This is a genomic window from Fulvimarina pelagi HTCC2506, from assembly GCF_000153705.1.
Lineage (GTDB): Bacteria > Pseudomonadota > Alphaproteobacteria > Rhizobiales > Rhizobiaceae > Fulvimarina > Fulvimarina pelagi.
On record NZ_DS022272.1, the window covers coordinates 2,063,607 to 2,078,738 of the forward strand.

14 protein-coding genes are annotated in these 15,132 nt (G+C 61.5%); 6 read left to right on the forward strand and 8 right to left on the reverse strand.

Annotated features, from left to right (window positions below; translation table 11 throughout):
* Positions 1-40 precede the first annotated feature (40 nt).
* From FP2506_RS09595 to FP2506_RS09610, 4 genes are all read left to right on the forward strand, one after another.
* Entirely contained in the window at positions 41-2,437 is a 2,397-nt protein-coding gene (locus FP2506_RS09595) for a PAS domain-containing sensor histidine kinase (RefSeq protein ID WP_007067266.1), read from the forward strand.
* 133 nt (positions 2,438-2,570) lie between these two features.
* The gene (locus tag FP2506_RS19180) at positions 2,571-3,578 is read left to right on the forward strand and encodes an SHOCT domain-containing protein (RefSeq protein WP_007067267.1); all 1,008 of its coding nucleotides are present in this window, start codon (positions 2,571-2,573) and stop codon (positions 3,576-3,578) included.
* Between the two features lie 160 nt (positions 3,579-3,738).
* Complete coding sequence (locus FP2506_RS09605) at positions 3,739-3,987, forward strand: hypothetical protein (protein ID WP_007067268.1); 249 nt, start codon at positions 3,739-3,741, stop codon at positions 3,985-3,987.
* A complete protein-coding gene (locus tag FP2506_RS09610; protein WP_007067269.1) occupies positions 3,984-4,703 on the forward strand; it encodes a hypothetical protein in 720 nt (239 codons plus the stop codon). Before FP2506_RS09605 ends, FP2506_RS09610 begins: the two co-directional genes overlap by 4 nt.
* An 85-nt stretch (positions 4,704-4,788) precedes the next feature.
* Here the strand turns inward: FP2506_RS09610 and FP2506_RS09615 are convergent, their stop codons facing one another.
* The 6 genes from FP2506_RS09615 to FP2506_RS09640 all read right to left on the reverse strand — a co-directional run bounded on the left by FP2506_RS09615 (position 4,789) and on the right by FP2506_RS09640 (position 12,138).
* On the reverse strand, positions 4,789-6,552 hold the full coding sequence (locus FP2506_RS09615) for a DEAD/DEAH box helicase (RefSeq protein WP_007067270.1): 1,764 nt from the start codon (positions 6,550-6,552) through the stop codon (positions 4,789-4,791).
* Between the two features lie 155 nt (positions 6,553-6,707).
* On the reverse strand, positions 6,708-8,444 hold the full coding sequence (locus tag FP2506_RS09620) for a putative bifunctional diguanylate cyclase/phosphodiesterase (protein WP_081448309.1): 1,737 nt from the start codon (positions 8,442-8,444) through the stop codon (positions 6,708-6,710).
* Between the two features lie 239 nt (positions 8,445-8,683).
* Positions 8,684-9,661 carry a WD40 repeat domain-containing protein gene (locus tag FP2506_RS09625; RefSeq protein ID WP_007067272.1) on the reverse strand — a complete coding sequence of 326 codons (978 nt, stop codon included), beginning with the start codon at positions 9,659-9,661 and terminating at the stop codon, positions 8,684-8,686.
* 8 nt (positions 9,662-9,669) lie between these two features.
* A complete protein-coding gene (locus FP2506_RS09630; RefSeq protein ID WP_007067273.1) occupies positions 9,670-10,794 on the reverse strand; it encodes a CobW family GTP-binding protein in 1,125 nt (374 codons plus the stop codon).
* A gap of 280 nt (positions 10,795-11,074) precedes the next feature.
* Entirely contained in the window at positions 11,075-11,338 is a 264-nt protein-coding gene (locus FP2506_RS09635) for a hypothetical protein (RefSeq protein WP_007067274.1), read from the reverse strand.
* Positions 11,335-12,138: a creatininase family protein gene (locus FP2506_RS09640; protein WP_007067275.1), complete on the reverse strand. Its 804-nt coding sequence runs from the start codon at positions 12,136-12,138 to the stop codon at positions 11,335-11,337. The genes FP2506_RS09635 and FP2506_RS09640 overlap by 4 nt, the downstream gene beginning before the upstream one ends.
* A gap of 100 nt (positions 12,139-12,238) precedes the next feature.
* Here FP2506_RS09640 and FP2506_RS09645 point away from each other — a divergent pair, with 100 nt between their 5' ends.
* The gene (locus FP2506_RS09645; protein ID WP_007067276.1) at positions 12,239-12,691 is read left to right on the forward strand and encodes a MarR family winged helix-turn-helix transcriptional regulator; all 453 of its coding nucleotides are present in this window, start codon (positions 12,239-12,241) and stop codon (positions 12,689-12,691) included.
* A gap of 100 nt (positions 12,692-12,791) precedes the next feature.
* Positions 12,792-13,829 (forward strand): LacI family DNA-binding transcriptional regulator, encoded by a 1,038-nt coding sequence (locus tag FP2506_RS09650; RefSeq protein WP_007067277.1) that lies wholly within the window; start codon positions 12,792-12,794, stop codon positions 13,827-13,829.
* A 15-nt stretch (positions 13,830-13,844) separates the two neighbouring features.
* Here FP2506_RS09650 and FP2506_RS09655 read toward each other — a convergent pair whose 3' ends face one another.
* Together FP2506_RS09655 and FP2506_RS09660 are read right to left on the reverse strand one after the other, a co-directional pair.
* Positions 13,845-14,438: an NADPH-dependent FMN reductase gene (locus FP2506_RS09655; RefSeq protein ID WP_007067278.1), complete on the reverse strand. Its 594-nt coding sequence runs from the start codon at positions 14,436-14,438 to the stop codon at positions 13,845-13,847.
* Positions 14,435-15,055: a class I SAM-dependent methyltransferase gene (locus FP2506_RS09660; protein ID WP_040489682.1), complete on the reverse strand. Its 621-nt coding sequence runs from the start codon at positions 15,053-15,055 to the stop codon at positions 14,435-14,437. Before FP2506_RS09660 ends, FP2506_RS09655 begins: the two co-directional genes overlap by 4 nt.
* Between the last annotated feature and the right edge of the window lie 77 nt (positions 15,056-15,132).

Genomic DNA, 15,132 nt, shown 5'->3' on the forward strand with positions numbered 1-15,132 from the left:
GGCAACAACCGATGGGCTCACGCCACGGATGCGGGGGACAATGATTCTGACGCAGGACCACCGTCTTGTCTCGCTGCAAGCTGAGAACGAGGATCTGCGTCTGCGACTATCGCGTGCCGAATCTGAGCTCGGTGCAGCACGACGCGAGAGCCGTGAACATGACCGCGATCGGAAGCCGATCAGACGAGCCATGCGCGGCTCGGAAGACGTCTACAGGATGATCGTCGAGAGTGCTGTCGACTACGCGATAATAGCCACTGATCTCGATGGCACGATCACCACCTGGAACGAAGCCGCCGAAGAGATTCTCGGCTGGTCGGAGCTCCAGATCGTTGGGCGGCCGATCGAAACCATCTTCACGCCCGGCGATGTCCAGAACGGCATTCACCTGAAGGAAATGCGCCTTTCGCTCACCGATGGCCAGGCGCGCGATCAGCGCTGGCACATGAAGGCCAACGGCTCGCGCTTCTTCGCCTCCAGCGAAATGATGCCGCTTTACGACGATGACGACGAAGCAGTCGGGTATATCAAGATTCTTCGCGACCGGACCCGCGAGATCTTGGCAGAGAAGGAATTGAAGACCAGTCGCGAACGATTGCAACTCGCTCTCGACGCCTCGGCCATCGTCGGCACATTCGACTGGGACGTCGAGAGCGATATCATTTGGGCAGACATCCGCTTCGCGTCCGTGTTCGGCCTTCCACCCGAAACGGCCGAAATCGGGGCTTCTCTGGAAGCCTTCGTCGAGGGTATCCATCCGGACGACCGTGAGCGTGTGACGGAGAAGATTCGCAGTGCGTGCGAGACCGGCGAGCCGTTCATCGAGGAATATCGCACAATCGACGCCGATGGCCGGCTGCGCTGGATCTTTTGCCGTGGGCGCTGTTTCCTCGACGAGAACAAGAAGCCTGTTCGATTCCCGGGCGCCATCGTCGACATCACGGCGGAGAAGGAGCGCACGCTGCGTCAAGCGGGGCTTCTGCGCCTTGGCGACGACCTCCTTAAGGAGATGGAGCCGAACGAGTATGCGATGAACGCGCTGAGGATTCTCGGCGAGACGCTCGACGTGTCCCGCGTCGGCTATGCGAGCGTCAGCAGGGACGGCCGGACGGCGACGATCGTCAACGAATGGACCGCAGACGACGTCGAAGCCTTGAGAGGCGATTTCGATCTTGAGAAATTCGGCGAGGAATTCCGCTTCGCCCTCGGCGGTGGCCTCGTCACCATCAACGACATGGCTACCGACACCCGCACGGCTGCCCATGCCGAACGCTTCGCTGAAATCTCGGTCCGCTCGCTCGTCAACATTACGGTGATCGAGCGCGGCGAGTTGAAGATGATCTTCTACGTCCACGACGATCGGCCGCGCCCATGGTCGTCAGACGACATCGCCTTCATCCGCGAAATCCTCTCGCGAGCCTGGACCTACACACGTCGGCGACGAGCCGAACTGGCGCTTGTCGAAACAGAAACCCGCTTGAGGTTGGCACACGAGGCCGCCGAGATCGGCACGTTCGACTATGACATCGTGAACGGCAAACTCATCTGGGATGCGCGATGCCGGGCGATGTTCGGTATCTTTGGAGGCGAAAACGTCACTTATGACGACACTTTCGTCAACGGCGTTCATCCAGAAGATCGCGAACGTGTGACTGCGGCCGTCGACGCGACGCTCGATCCGAACAAGGCAGCCGACTACGACATCGTCTACCGAACCGTAGGACTGGAAGATGGCGTCGTACGCCATGTGCAGGCAAAGGGTCAGACGTTAATCGAAAACGGCAAGACCGTTCGTTTCGTCGGCGCAGTCCGCGACATCACGGAGGAAAAGCTCGCAGAGGAGCGTCAGTCCCTGCTCACACGCGAGCTACAGCACCGGGTCAAGAACACACTCGCAATGGTTACGGCCATTGCCAATCAAACGATCCGCCGGGCTACCAACACAGAGGACGGGTTGGAGGCTTTCACCGGCCGCATCGCTGCCCTCTCAAAGGCTCACGATATTCTAGTCGAGACGAGTTGGACTTCCGCCCCCATAGCCGAAGTGGTCGAGCGCACGCTCGTCATTCATCATCCCGGCAGGGCCGAGAGGCTGGTCTGGAGCGGCCCGCAGATCATGCTGACTGCGCGACAGGCCCTTGCCCTCTCGCTCGCCCTGCACGAACTTGCGACCAACGCGACCAAGTACGGCGCCCTGTCCAACGAGGACGGCAAAGTCGAGATCCGCTGGACTCTGAAGTCACGCCGGCCGGACGGCCAGGGCATGAGCTTCGAATGGCGTGAAAGCGGCGGGCCGCCGGTGAAGGAACCCGAAAGGCGCGGCTTCGGCTCGCGTCTGATCAAGCAGTCGCTCGCTGCCGAGTTCGGAGGAGAACTCGAACTGCATTATCGCCCGGACGGCCTCGTCTGCGCGATGGACGCGACCCTCGGCGACTGAGGCGAAGCATTCGGCGAGCGATTGCCGATGGAAGAACGAAGACAAGACCCCATCTTTATTTGGCGCTCCGCGCACTTGGTCCTGCGAGCCTATACGCTTGTCGGCCGCTTTCCTTCTAAAACAGGATATCGTCATGGACGACACTCGGGAGATCGCCCGCATCTCTTCCTCGACTGGTTTCTCGGAGGACGCCGTGCGCGCCATGGCCGAAGCGCTACGCGCCGGCAACGGTACGATGGCCCAGTTCAACCATTTCGAACTCGGTGGTTTCGGCCAATGGTCGGCCGGCGGTATGCTGATGATCGGCGACATGTTCAACAACGCGCTGAAGGGCCGAGTTGGCGCCCTCGCCGACATTGTCTCGGCCTCGCTTGCTCGTGGCGATCTGCCGATGCGCACCGCACGAGGCTTTGGGGCGACCAACCATTGGTGGCCGGAAGAACTGGGACAGCCCTCTTCCAGCGGAGCACAGAATGGAATTCGTTATGCCGTCTTCCCAGGTACGGCGCGACTCGCGGTTGAGACCGGTGGCAGGGTGACAATCTACGATACCGGCGAACACCGGATCGGCGGCGTCTCTCAGCAGCAAAGCGGAACCTCCACGCTGCGTTTTTCCAGCCAACTCGGATCGGTAGAGCCGGGTGATCTCGAGATAGTCGATTGCGGCCCGGTCGAGGACGCGAACAACACTGAAGGGGCGACCGCCGAGCACCCTTACCAAAGTACAACGCGGGAGTCAGGTCGACAGTCGCAAACCTCGTCGGCGCAAGCGGCGGCAGTCGGAAGCTTCCAGTCCCAGAGCCAGGGTTCTTCGTTCCCGCCCTTCCGGGCACCCGTCGAAGAGACTGCAGCTCGGGGCGCTCCCCGAACCACTCAGTTCGATCCCGAGCCCGCGATCGGCGCGGAAAAACCAGCGGCATCGGACGTGTCGCCTGCGGCGCGTGGTTTGGACTCGATCACCCCGGAGCCACCCGTATCGGCGTCGGTGCAGGCATCGACGCCTTCAACGCCCACCAGCGCTGAAAAACCGACCGGCGATCCGCTCGCCCTCCTGCGCGGCCTCGCCGAACTGAAGAACGAAGGCATCCTCACCGAGGAAGAGTTCGCGGCCAAGAAGGCGGAGCTTCTGTCCCGCCTGTAAATCACCAGCGTCAATTGATCCATATTTGGCTGGATCGGCTCCAATGCCTTTCTTCCGAAAAGAAGGTCAAACCCCGCATCTGTATTTAGGCTTTCGTTATATCCGTTATGGTTGCGTGACACAGTCTGCCTGTCCTCGTTTCCCAACGGATAATTCAGCCATGACCCACGCTGTCCTGATTTCATTCTCGGAGTTTTTCAGCAATCTCACTCCGGGTCGCGAGGCGACAGAGTGGCGCCAGAAAGCCGAACAGTTCGCCTTTTCGACCCGCTTTCTGGAGGAGATCAGCCGGGACGCCAATGGCGTGATCGATCCATCGGTCGCCGAGACCATCGTGCGCACTGGGCATTCGCTCGGCGGCGCTCTGACAGGTCCGCCGAAAAGCGAGCGGGAGAGGGTTGCGCAATGAGCAAGATCTCCAGGTGCATTCTTGTCATAGCCGCCATTCTGTGCGGCTCGTTGCCCGCACTTCCGACGGAGATAGACCCCTGCTTTGCGTTCACACCGGATGCGGACTACGCCACGAATATCATCGTGATGCGGAAGGAAAACAGGCGGGTCGGGCTTCGCGTGCCTGTGCAGTATTGGGAGGACTACTGGGACAAGCGCGGCGGCTTCGAGGATTACGCCCAGCTCTTCCGTGTGGACATGGACGATTTCACCCCGGTCACGCGCAAGCAGACGAGTGAAAGGCTGCGGAGCGGCCGCGACAACTACATGAATTTCGTGGCTGGGGACGACAATGGGCCCGAGAGTTGGGCGCTCAACTTCGCCACGCCTCGGGATCGAACAACGCGGCTGACTGACCTCCCGCCTGGCCAGCTGAGCCCTGCCGGATTGACGTGGCTGGACACCGAATTCTCATCGGTTTCGAGATTTCCCGAGGAAGATTTGTTCGTCGCTTACAACGCTACCGACGAAGTGGATTCGACCATTCGATGCACCTCACCGAAAGCGCCGCAGACGAAAAAACCGATGTGTAGTCAATACTTCCGAGGTGGCGGTCTCGATGTTCAGATGGACTATCCTCGAATATTCATTCACCGCTGGGCCGAACTTCAGCATAACACCGCGCGTTTTCTTCAATGCTCGGCCGTCGAATTGCCCGCCAGCGAAAAGGATTGATCCTTCGCTTCCTTCATAGGTTAGTTATCGGTGCCTTCATTCAAGCGAAGGTTGGACAATCGCCATGAAGGTGACCGGCGAATCTTCAGCCCTTGCCGGCCCGCGCCTTGGCTCCCTTCGGCTTCGACTGGCGCGGCTTGCCGCGTGAGGGCGCGCCGCTGCTGAAATCCTTCTTGAATTTCGGCTTGCCGCCGGGTTTCGGTCCCTTCCCGCCCTTGCGGTCGGGGCCGGGTGCGGCGTCCGCGAGGGTGATGGTGATGTCGTCACCGTCGCTCACCTCGGCATCCCTGGCGAAGCGCTTGGCGACGCTTTCGGAGATCTCGAACTTGGTCTCGCGGTCGAAGATGCGGATCGCGCCGATGTCGTCGCGGGTGATCTTGCCGCGGCGGCACAGAAGCGGCAGCAGCCATTTGGGATCGGCGTTGTTCTTGCGGCCGACATCCATGTGGAACCAGACGCTCGGACCGCCGCGTTCATGCTTCTTCGGCTTCCCTTCTCCGCGCTCGGCGGAACGCCCGCCCTTCGGATCGGGACCGAAGTTAGGATCGAAAACGTCTTCCGGCGACGGCATACGTGCGCGCCACTGGCGCACGAAGGCGGCCGCGAGCGCTTCTGCCGAATGGCTTTCCAGCAAGCGCGCAGCAGTCGCGGCATCCTCCTCGCTCGGCGGTTCGGCAAGAACGGGATCCGCTACAAGACGGGCTTCGTCCGCCTGACGGATTTCGTCGGCGGAAGGCGCCGCGCCCCAGGCCGCATTGATCCGCGCTTCGGCGAGAAGTCGCTCGGCCTTGCGACGACGCGAGATCGGCACCAGAAGAACTGACACGCCCTTGCGCCCTGCCCGGCCCGTACGCCCGGAGCGATGCTGCAGGGTTTCGGCGTCGGACGGCAGATCAGCATGGATGACGAGGCCAAGGCTCGGCAGGTCTAGACCGCGCGCGGCGACATCGGTCGCAACGCAGACACGCGCCCGACCATCACGCAAAGCTTGGATCGCCTGATTTCGCTCGGCCTGTCCGAGTTCGCCCGAAAGCGTGACGGCAGCAAAGCCGCGCTCGATCAACCCGGAGGAGAGATGGCGCACCGTTTCCCGCGTGTTGCAGAAGACGATCGCGCTCGGCTGTTCGGCATGACGCAACACGTTCGTCACCGCATGCTCGACCTCGTTCGGTGCGATGCGCACGGCGCGGTACTCGATATCGGCGTGGCCACTCTGGCCCTTCGCGATCTCGATCCGGTGCGCGTTGCGCTGGTAGTTGCGGGTCATCTGGATGATCGGCTTCGGCAGGGTCGCCGAGAACAAGAGCGTCCGGCGTTCAGCCGGGGTCGCCTGAAGCAGGAATTCCAGATCCTCGCGGAAACCGAGATTGAGCATCTCGTCAGCCTCGTCGAGAACGAGCGTCTTCAGATTGCCGATCTGCAAGGCGCCGCGCGTCAGGTGATCTCGTAACCGGCCCGGCGTGCCGACGACGATATGCACGCCGTCACCAAGCCGGCGGCGCTCTGCGCGTGGATCCATGCCGCCGACGAGGGTCGCCAGCTTGGCGCCCGTGCCGGCATAGAGCCACCCAAGTTCGTTGGTCACTTGCATGGCGAGTTCGCGCGTCGGCGCGACGATCAGCGCGACCGGCTCGTCAGCTGGCCCGAAACGCTCGGCCTCACCAAGCAGCGTCCCGGCCATCGCGAGACCGTATGCAATCGTCTTGCCGGAACCGGTCTGAGCCGACACAAGGAGATCGCGTTCGACAAGGGGCTCTTCCAGGACTGCGGTCTGGACGTCGGTGAGCTGGGTATAGCCGCGCTGAGACAAGGCGTCCGCGAGCGGCTTGCTCGTGGTGGGAAGGGACATGACGTATCCTTGGAGGCAGGAAAAGTGCCTCGTGTCGCGGGCGAAGATTGCCGCGTCGTATCAAGGCTTGCTGCAGCGCGATATGTCATATCCGGCGCTCCGGCTCAATGCCGTGCGGCGCTTTTGTGTTCTGCAGACTGCTTCGGTTTCGCCGCTCAGCCCGTCGAGGCTACCTTTCCACTGTCGATCTGCTTGATCGCGCCAGCATTGACACCCCGCAGCGTCTCGACGGCGATGCGCGTCGAGCAGTCGATCGCCGGTTCCGGGCGGCCGAAAAGATAGCCCTGACCGCGATTACAGCCGGCCTTGCGCACGAGTTCCAGGTGATCGAGGCTCTCGATGCCCTCGGCCACCGTGTCGAGGCCGAGACGAGCCGCGAGATCGCAGATCGAGGAGATGACCACGTCGGCGTTGTTGTTCCGGCTCGCCTCACGCACGAAACTCTGGTCGATCTTCACAACGTCGAAGGGAAACTTGGTCAGATAGCTCAGCGACGCGAAGCCCGTGCCGAAATCGTCGAGAGCAATCTTTACACCCTCCGATCGGAGCTTCCGCAACGCTGCAAGCGCCTTCCCGTCGTGCTCGATGATTGCGGTCTCCGTAAGCTCTACGGTCAGCCGTGCCGGGCCCACGCCATTCTTTTCGAGAGCACCGAGAACGGTCGGTATGAGCCGCTCGTCGCTGAACTGACGCGGCGACAGGTTGATCGCAAAGCGGATATGCTCGGGCCATGTCGCCGCAACCGAGCAGGCCTCCTCGATCACCCAGAGACCGATCGGCAGAATGAGCCCACTCTCCTCGGCGATCGGAATGAACTCGCCGGGCGACACGAAGCCACGGGAGGGATGGCGCCACCGCAGAAGAGCCTCGAAGGAGACGAGTTTCGAATCGGCGAGATCGACGATCGGCTGGAAGTGCAGCACCAGCTCGCCCTTCTCCACGGCGTGGCGCAGGTCACGCATCAGGGCAGCGCGCTTGGTGACGACGAGCTCCATGGATTCGTCGTAGAAGCAAGCGGCGCTGCGCTTGTTTTCCTTCGCATTGTAGAGCGCGATATCTGCGCGACGCATGATCGCTGGCACATCGGCGAGATTGCCGCCGCAGGCAACGCCGCCAATGCTGCTTGTCGCAACGAGTGTGCGACCGGCGCATTCATAGGGCTTCTTGCTGAGTACTGAAAGGCGACTTGCCATCTCGCGCGACCGTTCTTCCGCCTCTTCGCCAAACATGGCGATGGCGAACTCGTCGCCCCCTAGGCGCGCGAACAGGCATTCGGGACCGACGGCCTCCAGAATTCGTTCGGAAAAGGCTCGGAGCAGCTGATCGCCGCCTTCGTGGCCATGTTCGTCATTCACGAGTTTGAAGTTGTCGATATCGAACAGAAGCATTGCGACCTTAGTCTCCGCCTTACTTCCACTGTCACGAAAATACTGCTCGATATGGCCGCTGAAGGCCCGCCTGTTCGGGAGTCCCGTCAATTCGTCCGTCAGCGCGCTCTTACGCGCCTTTCGCCGGGTTTCGGCCAAGAGACCAAGCAATGCGAGACCGCAGGTCAAAAGCGCTGCGACAAGCCAGAACAGAATTTTCAGATTGGTATCGAGCCGCGAGGCCGTGATCGGCGGCAAAGCCGTCTCTCGATGCGCCACAGCTTTCTGAAGTGCAGGGCGATTCCCCTGCCCCGTTACGGTTGGCGGATGTTCTACCGTGGCTTCCGGTTGGCCGGCGGTGCGCTCTCCCGAAATAAGCCCATGTAACTGGCTTGGCGACGCCGGTTCGCTGGGCAGGAAGCGTCCGCTATCGAGCATGGCACAGAGGATTGCCATCGCTCCGAATGAAAGGCCGCCAGCGGCAGCGATCAGTGGCGTTTCACGCCTGTCCTCTGTTCTGAACACGATGTTTCCATCTCACGCTGCCTCCCGCCAATCGCGGGCGAAATTCAGCGGAACGGTATCGGCAAGCCCTGTCTAAAGTTTTAAGATCATTGCCTTCAACGCAACCGATCGCAAAGAATGCATTCGGGTAAGACAATGATTTTTTGACCGTCTTTGCTTGACGCATGGTAAGAAGATAAAGGCGAAATCCTTACCGATCTCGATTGTTACGACCGATCAAACCAAGTCGCTGCGCAAGTTCAACCGGCGATGTCGACGACCCCGGCTTCCCCGTCTTCCGAGCCAAACGCCAGGAGCCGGCCGCGCCGGTCCCAGGCCATGGTGCGTAGGGGCCCCTTGCCGCCCCGGCGCAGGAGCGCCTCCTTGGAATCCTGAAAGCGCACCGCCAGGATCATGCCGTCGGAATAGCCGATCGCCAACATGTCCTCGCTCGGGTGGCAGGCGACCGACGTCACCATCACGTTTCCGCGCGTACCGAGCTCGAGTGGCGCTTTGCCCATCGGCCCATCCTTGCCCGAGAACGGCCAGAGAATCGCGGCCGGCGCCCCCGTGGTCGCGAGGAACTTGCCCTTGGCCGACCACGACCAGTCCTTCACTTTCGACGGATAGCCGGTCATGCGCATGTGCTTGCCGTCGGCGATGCGCCAGCCGTGCAGCGCGTTCTCCTGCATGGTGGTGACGAGGAACTTGCCGTCCGGCGAGAAGGCGACGCCGAGATGCGCGCCCTTCCATTCCAGAAAGAGCGGTTCGGCATCGGTGGCGGGGAAGAAGAGCGAGGCGCCGTCATAACGCGCGACGGCGCAGCGCAGCCCCTTCGGCGCGAAGGCGATGCCCTCGACAGTCCGCGAAAACTGCTTTTCCAGCACCTTTCCGTCATTGGTCCACGTGTAGGCTGTCCGTCCCGATGCGAAACCGACGGCGCCACTGGGTCCGCCGGCGACGACGGAAACCCACTTCTTGCCGATGGAGGCGACTTCGCCCATCGCACCCTTCGCGTCCACGGCCACGACGCGCCCATCTTCGCCGCCTGTTAGAAGACGGTTCGAATATTCGTCCAAGCAGGCCGTCAGAAGCCCGCCGTCATGGGCCGTCAGCACCGAGCCTCCGCCGGCCGGCAGGTGGACGGTTCCGTCGGCGAGCGCGAAAGCAGGCGCATCGCCGAGAAAGACGGCGCGCTCGACGAACTCGCCGAGATCGTAAGGGGCGATGGACGGCATGAAGCGGGTCAGGCCTCGGCGTGAGCGCGCACGCGCGCCGCGCAGGCGGCAAAGCCCGCCTCCAGTTCTTCGCGGTCGAGATTGCGCCCGATAAAGACGAGACGGCTCTCGCGCTTCTCGTCGACCCGCCAGGCTCGCTGGTGGTCGCCTTCGATGATCATGTGGACGCCCTGGACGACGTACCGATCCGGGTCGCCGTCGAAGGCGATGATGCCCTTGAGACGCAGGATGTTCGGCCCCTCCTCCTGGGTCAGAGCCTGGATCCAGGGAAAGAACTTCTTGCTGTCGAGCTCGCCCGCCTTCAACGAGATCGAGGTCACCGTCACGTCGTGGATTGCGGACGCTTCGCCATGGGCATGGTGATGGTGATCGTGGTCATGATCATGGTGGTTATGTTGGTGATCGCAGTCCGGCCCGCAGACATGGTCGTCATGGGCATGGCTCGCTTCCTCGAGGAAGTCCGGATCGCTGTCGAGCACCTTCTTCAGGTCGAAGGCCTTCTGGCCGAGCACCTTGGCGAGATCGATTCCGGCCCGCTCGGTCCGGTGGATGACCGCATGGGGATTGATCGCCCGGATCGTCGCCTCGACCTTGGAGAGATCATCGGCTGATACGAGGTCGGTCTTGTTGAGAAGGACGACGTCCGCAAAGGCGATCTGGTCCTCGGCCTCGCGGGAATCTTTCAGGCGAAGCGGCAGATGCTTGGCGTCGACGAGGGCGACGACGGCGTCGAGTTCGGTCTTCGCCCGCACGTCCTCGTCCATGAAGAAGGTCTGGGCGACCGGCACCGGATCGGCAAGCCCCGTTGTCTCTACGAGGATCGCGTCGAAGCGGCCCTTGCGCCGGGTCAGGCCCTCGACGACGCGGACCAGATCGCCGCGCACGGTGCAGCAGACGCAGCCATTGTTCATCTCGTAGATCTCTTCATCGCTCTCGACGATGAGATCGTTGTCGATGCCGATCTCGCCGAATTCGTTGACGATCACCGCATATTTGCGACCGTGATCCTCCGACAGAATGCGGTTGAGGAGCGTCGTCTTGCCAGAGCCGAGATAGCCGGTGAGGACCGTGACGGGAATTGGGTTGTTTTCTGTGGCAGGCGTCGCGACGTTCTGGCTGACGGCATCGGACATGGACGGCTCCTTCTTCCAGCTTCCGCGCGCATATAGGCTTGTTCTATCCGGAATGCACGAACCGAGTGTCGATGGCTCGGTTCCGAACTTTTCCCAAGAATACTATGGTCTGTTGCCGTTATCGTCGTTGCCGGCTTTGTGTGCGAAGTTAGACGGAGGCTATCTAAAAGGCTCTATCTCAAGTTCTGAGAAGATTGGCATCGTCACTCTTCGGAGTAGTCCGTTGATCGTTTAACAGGTGCCCCATGCACCGGCGCCGGCCGAAAGCGTTCTCGGTATCTCAAGCCAGTTGGCGCGCGAGTTCAACGAGAGCCGCATCGTCGGAGGGTGCGAGTTGTGTCCCTCTGCGGGCGAGGCCGATATAAGCGTCGAGCAGTTCACTCTGAGCCTCGTCTAGTTCGGCGATTTGATCCGCGTGTGCGAGCCGATTACGGATCGCCATCAGATCGGAGCGAATCTGCGGATAGATGTTCGGCTGCGCCAATGCCGACGCGACCAGCGTGCGCGCGGCCTCCAGCGTCCTTTCACCAGCGATCCGTCTCATGGCTGGTCCCCGATCCGCCGCGCGACGTCGAAGGCCGCGACCTCGTCGATGAAGGTTATAAAGGCGTCCGCTTGATGCTCGGCGATCGCCCGGCCGATCTCGGGCTCGGCAAGCGAACTATCGCCGACGACGCCGGCCGGGTTGAGGTCGTCGGACATCCAGCCGAAACCGAGGCGCCCATGCGCGGTGAGATAACGGTTTTCCTCACGCATCTCGGCCTGCCGAGAATGGAAGACGCCCATTCTCTCAAAATGGACGAGATCCGGCCGGAAGTGCAGCATGAGACTGGTCTCGACGGCACCACCGTGAATGCCGTCTGATATCTCGCCTGCTGGCAGAAGGCCGTCCGGAAAACCGAACCGCAGCCAAGAACAGGTGGCGGCGAGGAGGCCTGTCTTCGCTCGCAGATCGACGGAGATCTGCCCCATCATCGCGGCATTCCCGCCATGAGCGTTGACCAGTGCCATCTTCGTGAAGCCAGCGCGCTCGAGGCTCCGTCCGATCGCGAAGATCGTCTCACCCATTGTGCGCCAGCCAAGATCGATCGTCCCGGCGAAATGGGTGTGCTCGGTCGAGACGCCGAAGTTCTGGACCGGGAGAAACACGCCGGGCCAGTCATCGTCGGCACGCTCGTCTACAAGATAGACCATTTCGCGCGCCAGAATCGCATCAGTGCCAAGCGGAAGATGCGGGCCGTGACTCTCCATGGCCGCAAGAGGGAGGATCGGCACCACGCCGGGCAAGTCAGCCCTCGCCTCGGCCATTTTCTCCGTCGTCCAGTCTTCGAAAAAGCGCTGCATTGCGGCTCGTCCTCGCACCTTTTCCTTCGTGCACGGGCCCGGTGGACAAGAGGCGATCCTTTCCACATGGTCAAGAGACCAAGGGGCATGAGAGGGCAGCATGGCGCAGGGCAAGAAGGACGTGATGGCCCAGCTGGCGCGGACATCGCGGGCGATGCGGGCTGCGAGCGGGCAGGAACTCGGAGCGCTCGGCCTTCACCCAGGCCAGGATACGGTCCTGACCGCGATCAGCGAGAACGAAGGCATCACGCTGAAGGATCTCGCGATCCTGCTCTCGGTTCGCCCGCCGACGGTGACGAAAACGATCGCCCGCCTTTCGGCGCAAGGCTTCGTCGAAAAGCGGCTCGCCTCGAGCGATACGCGTCAGAGCTGCGCATTTCTGACGGTTGAAGGGCGCATGGCGGCGAAGAAGCTGAAGTCGTTGAGGAAGCAGCTTCGCCGTACAGCTCTCCGAGGTCTCTCCGAGAAGCAACAGAAAACCTTCTTGAAACTGTTGAAACGGGTCGAAACCAATCTCGGCTTGATGCCCGAGAATACTTCTGAAGAGACCTGATCAGATCGCTCGAACACCAAAGATGGGCACCGCTTTGCGCTTTCTGCCGGCTTTTGCCATAGATTGATGAGGGAACACGACCGAAGCGTGACGAGGGCCGGTGGCGCAAAAAGTCAAATTATCGACAATCGCGGAGGAACTGGGTGTCTCGACCGCGACTGTATCGCTTGCCTTGCGGGACAGCCCTCTCGTCGCCGACATTACGCGCGACAGGATCAAAACGGCGGCGCGAGAACTCGGCTACATCTACAACCGGCGGGCTGCGTCCCTGCGCACTTCGCGTTCGGGGATCGTCGGCGTTTGCGTTCACGACGTGATGAACCCCTTCTTCGGGGAGATTCTGAAATATGTCGAACACGAGCTCGATCGGCGGCGCCAGACCTTCATTCTCTCGAACCACTACGACGATCTCTCTAAGCAAAGGGCCTTCGTCGACACGTTACTTCAGCTCGGCGCCGACGGCCTGATCCTTTCACCGGCTATCGGCACGCCGGCCGAGGACATCAGGCTGGCCGAAGGCAACGACTTGCCCACCGTACTGATAGCTCGGACAATCGAGGGATCCGGCGTTTGTGGCTTTCGCGGCGACGACGCCTTCGGCATGGCGCTCGCAGTCGACCACCTAATCGCCGAAGGACATCGGGAAATCGCGATGGTGGGGGGTACGCCGCTTACCTCGACCGGGAGAGATCGGGCTGCAGGTTGGCGTTCCGCGCTCCGAAAGGCCGGGATCGAGCCGAAGCCCGAATGGCGCATCGAAGGCCCTCGCAGCCGTGACACTGGCTTTGAGGCTGGCCAGAGCTTCGCTCAGATGAACAACCGTCCTTCTGCAGTCGTCTGTTTCTCCGATATGGTTGCACTCGGCTTCATGTACGGCCTTGCGCGCTCTGGCCTTACCCCCGGGGTCGACGTCGCCGTGGTCGGATATGACGACATCGCTGAGGCCAAGATCGCAATGCCTTCACTAACGACGGTTTCGAACGGACAGGCCGAGGTCGGCCACCGCGCGGCCGGCGCCCTGCTGGACCGCTTGGCGGGAAATCCTGCGAGCGATGAAACGGTGCTGATCAAGCCGGTGCTCAAGGTCCGGGACTCAAGTCATTTCGCCGGAGAGTTGAGGAAGCGTATCGAGGCCTGAACCGGTCCGATCCACTCAATCCTGCGCCATCGTTCGCGCGAGACTGCGGCTGACGTCGACGAGCGACTCCAGAAGCGCGTCGAAACGCATCCTGATCCGGTCGTCCGCGAGCGCACCCTCTTCGTCGAAGGCCTCCCGGGCTCGCGGTACAGAGCATTGGGCCGTGATCACCTCGGCGCCGACCGAACGCAAAATAGGACGCCAAGCCTCCAGACCCTTCATGCCCCCGTTCTGACCGGTCGAGATGGAAGCGAGGCCGACGACGAGGCCCTTGAATGGCAAAACCGGCCTATCGTCGATGCGGCGGACACGACTAACCCAGTCCACCGCGTTCTTCAGAAGCGGTGGAACTGACGAATTGTACTCCGGCGAGACCAGGAGGAGGCCGTCCTGCCTTGCAATTTGTCGGGCGAGGTCGAGCGCATGATTTGGAACACCGTTCTCGTCTTCGGTATCAGCGTCGTAGATGGGCAGTGGATAATCGGCCAAGTCGAGGATCGTCAATTTGACGTCAGTCTTTGCCAGATGTCTGGCCAATTCCATTGCGAGCCGGCGGTTGAAGGATCCGGTCCGGCTGGATCCTGCGACGATCGCGATCTTTGGATTCAAGCGTCGATCTCCGAAAAGGCTAGATCGGGCTCATATATCCAGACCCTCGCAGGCGGTATGTTGTTCCAGACGATATCGCTCGAGTGAACAGAGAAAATGCCCGGAACCGCCGGTACTGGGGGCTTCCACATATAGGAAAGCTGGGTGATGTTTCCGCCAGAGCGCAGGCGTCCAAAATAGTTGCGGAAAAGGTCCTGACGCCAACTCGCCTTCTGCGAGGTGATGGGAATGGCGAAAAGAATAGCCGCGAACTTCTCGTCCTTGCGCTCGCCCAGCGTCTCATCGAGATCGAAGGCATCGCCCTGGATAACATTGATCTCCGGAAACCGCTTCTTCAGCGCCGAAGCAAAATTCTGCTCGAATTCGATGGATGTGATTCGGCCAGGATCGATGCCCCGCTCGAGCATGGCGCGTGTGACGGCTCCAAGACCCGGACCGAGTTCGAGAATTGGACCATCGAGATCTACGCTGGAATGCTCGACCATCGTCCGGCAGTAGTCGCGGCTCGATGGGGCGACCGCGCCCATCGAGATCGGGTGGCGGACCCAGTTCGCCAGGAATGGTCCGAAATCGCCATGCTTGGCGTCCCGTTCCAGAATTTTCGAATTGTCTGCCATATCGACATCCATTTCCGATTGACCGGACAAGTGCGGCACAATGCCAGCCGCTTTCCCCGTTCTAGCTGCGGCGCTGC

What these genes read in the sequence shown, in the direction of transcription:
- FP2506_RS09645 (WP_007067276.1), top strand. Translation starts at nt 12,239, where the DNA reads ATGGCGCAGGGCAAGAAGGACGTGATGGCCCAGCTGGCGCGGACATCG.
- FP2506_RS09610 (WP_007067269.1), top strand. Translation starts at nt 3,984, where the DNA reads ATGAGCAAGATCTCCAGGTGCATTCTTGTCATAGCCGCCATTCTGTGC.
- FP2506_RS09630 (WP_007067273.1), bottom strand. Translation starts at nt 10,794, where the DNA reads ATGTCCGATGCCGTCAGCCAGAACGTCGCGACGCCTGCCACAGAAAAC.
- FP2506_RS09605 (WP_007067268.1), top strand. Translation starts at nt 3,739, where the DNA reads ATGACCCACGCTGTCCTGATTTCATTCTCGGAGTTTTTCAGCAATCTC.
- FP2506_RS09595 (WP_007067266.1), top strand. Translation starts at nt 41, where the DNA reads ATGATTCTGACGCAGGACCACCGTCTTGTCTCGCTGCAAGCTGAGAAC.
- FP2506_RS19180 (WP_007067267.1), top strand. Translation starts at nt 2,571, where the DNA reads ATGGACGACACTCGGGAGATCGCCCGCATCTCTTCCTCGACTGGTTTC.
- FP2506_RS09615 (WP_007067270.1), bottom strand. Translation starts at nt 6,552, where the DNA reads ATGTCCCTTCCCACCACGAGCAAGCCGCTCGCGGACGCCTTGTCTCAG.
- FP2506_RS09635 (WP_007067274.1), bottom strand. Translation starts at nt 11,338, where the DNA reads ATGAGACGGATCGCTGGTGAAAGGACGCTGGAGGCCGCGCGCACGCTG.
- FP2506_RS09625 (WP_007067272.1), bottom strand. Translation starts at nt 9,661, where the DNA reads ATGCCGTCCATCGCCCCTTACGATCTCGGCGAGTTCGTCGAGCGCGCC.
- FP2506_RS09660 (WP_040489682.1), bottom strand. Translation starts at nt 15,055, where the DNA reads ATGGCAGACAATTCGAAAATTCTGGAACGGGACGCCAAGCATGGCGAT.
- FP2506_RS09640 (WP_007067275.1), bottom strand. Translation starts at nt 12,138, where the DNA reads ATGCAGCGCTTTTTCGAAGACTGGACGACGGAGAAAATGGCCGAGGCG.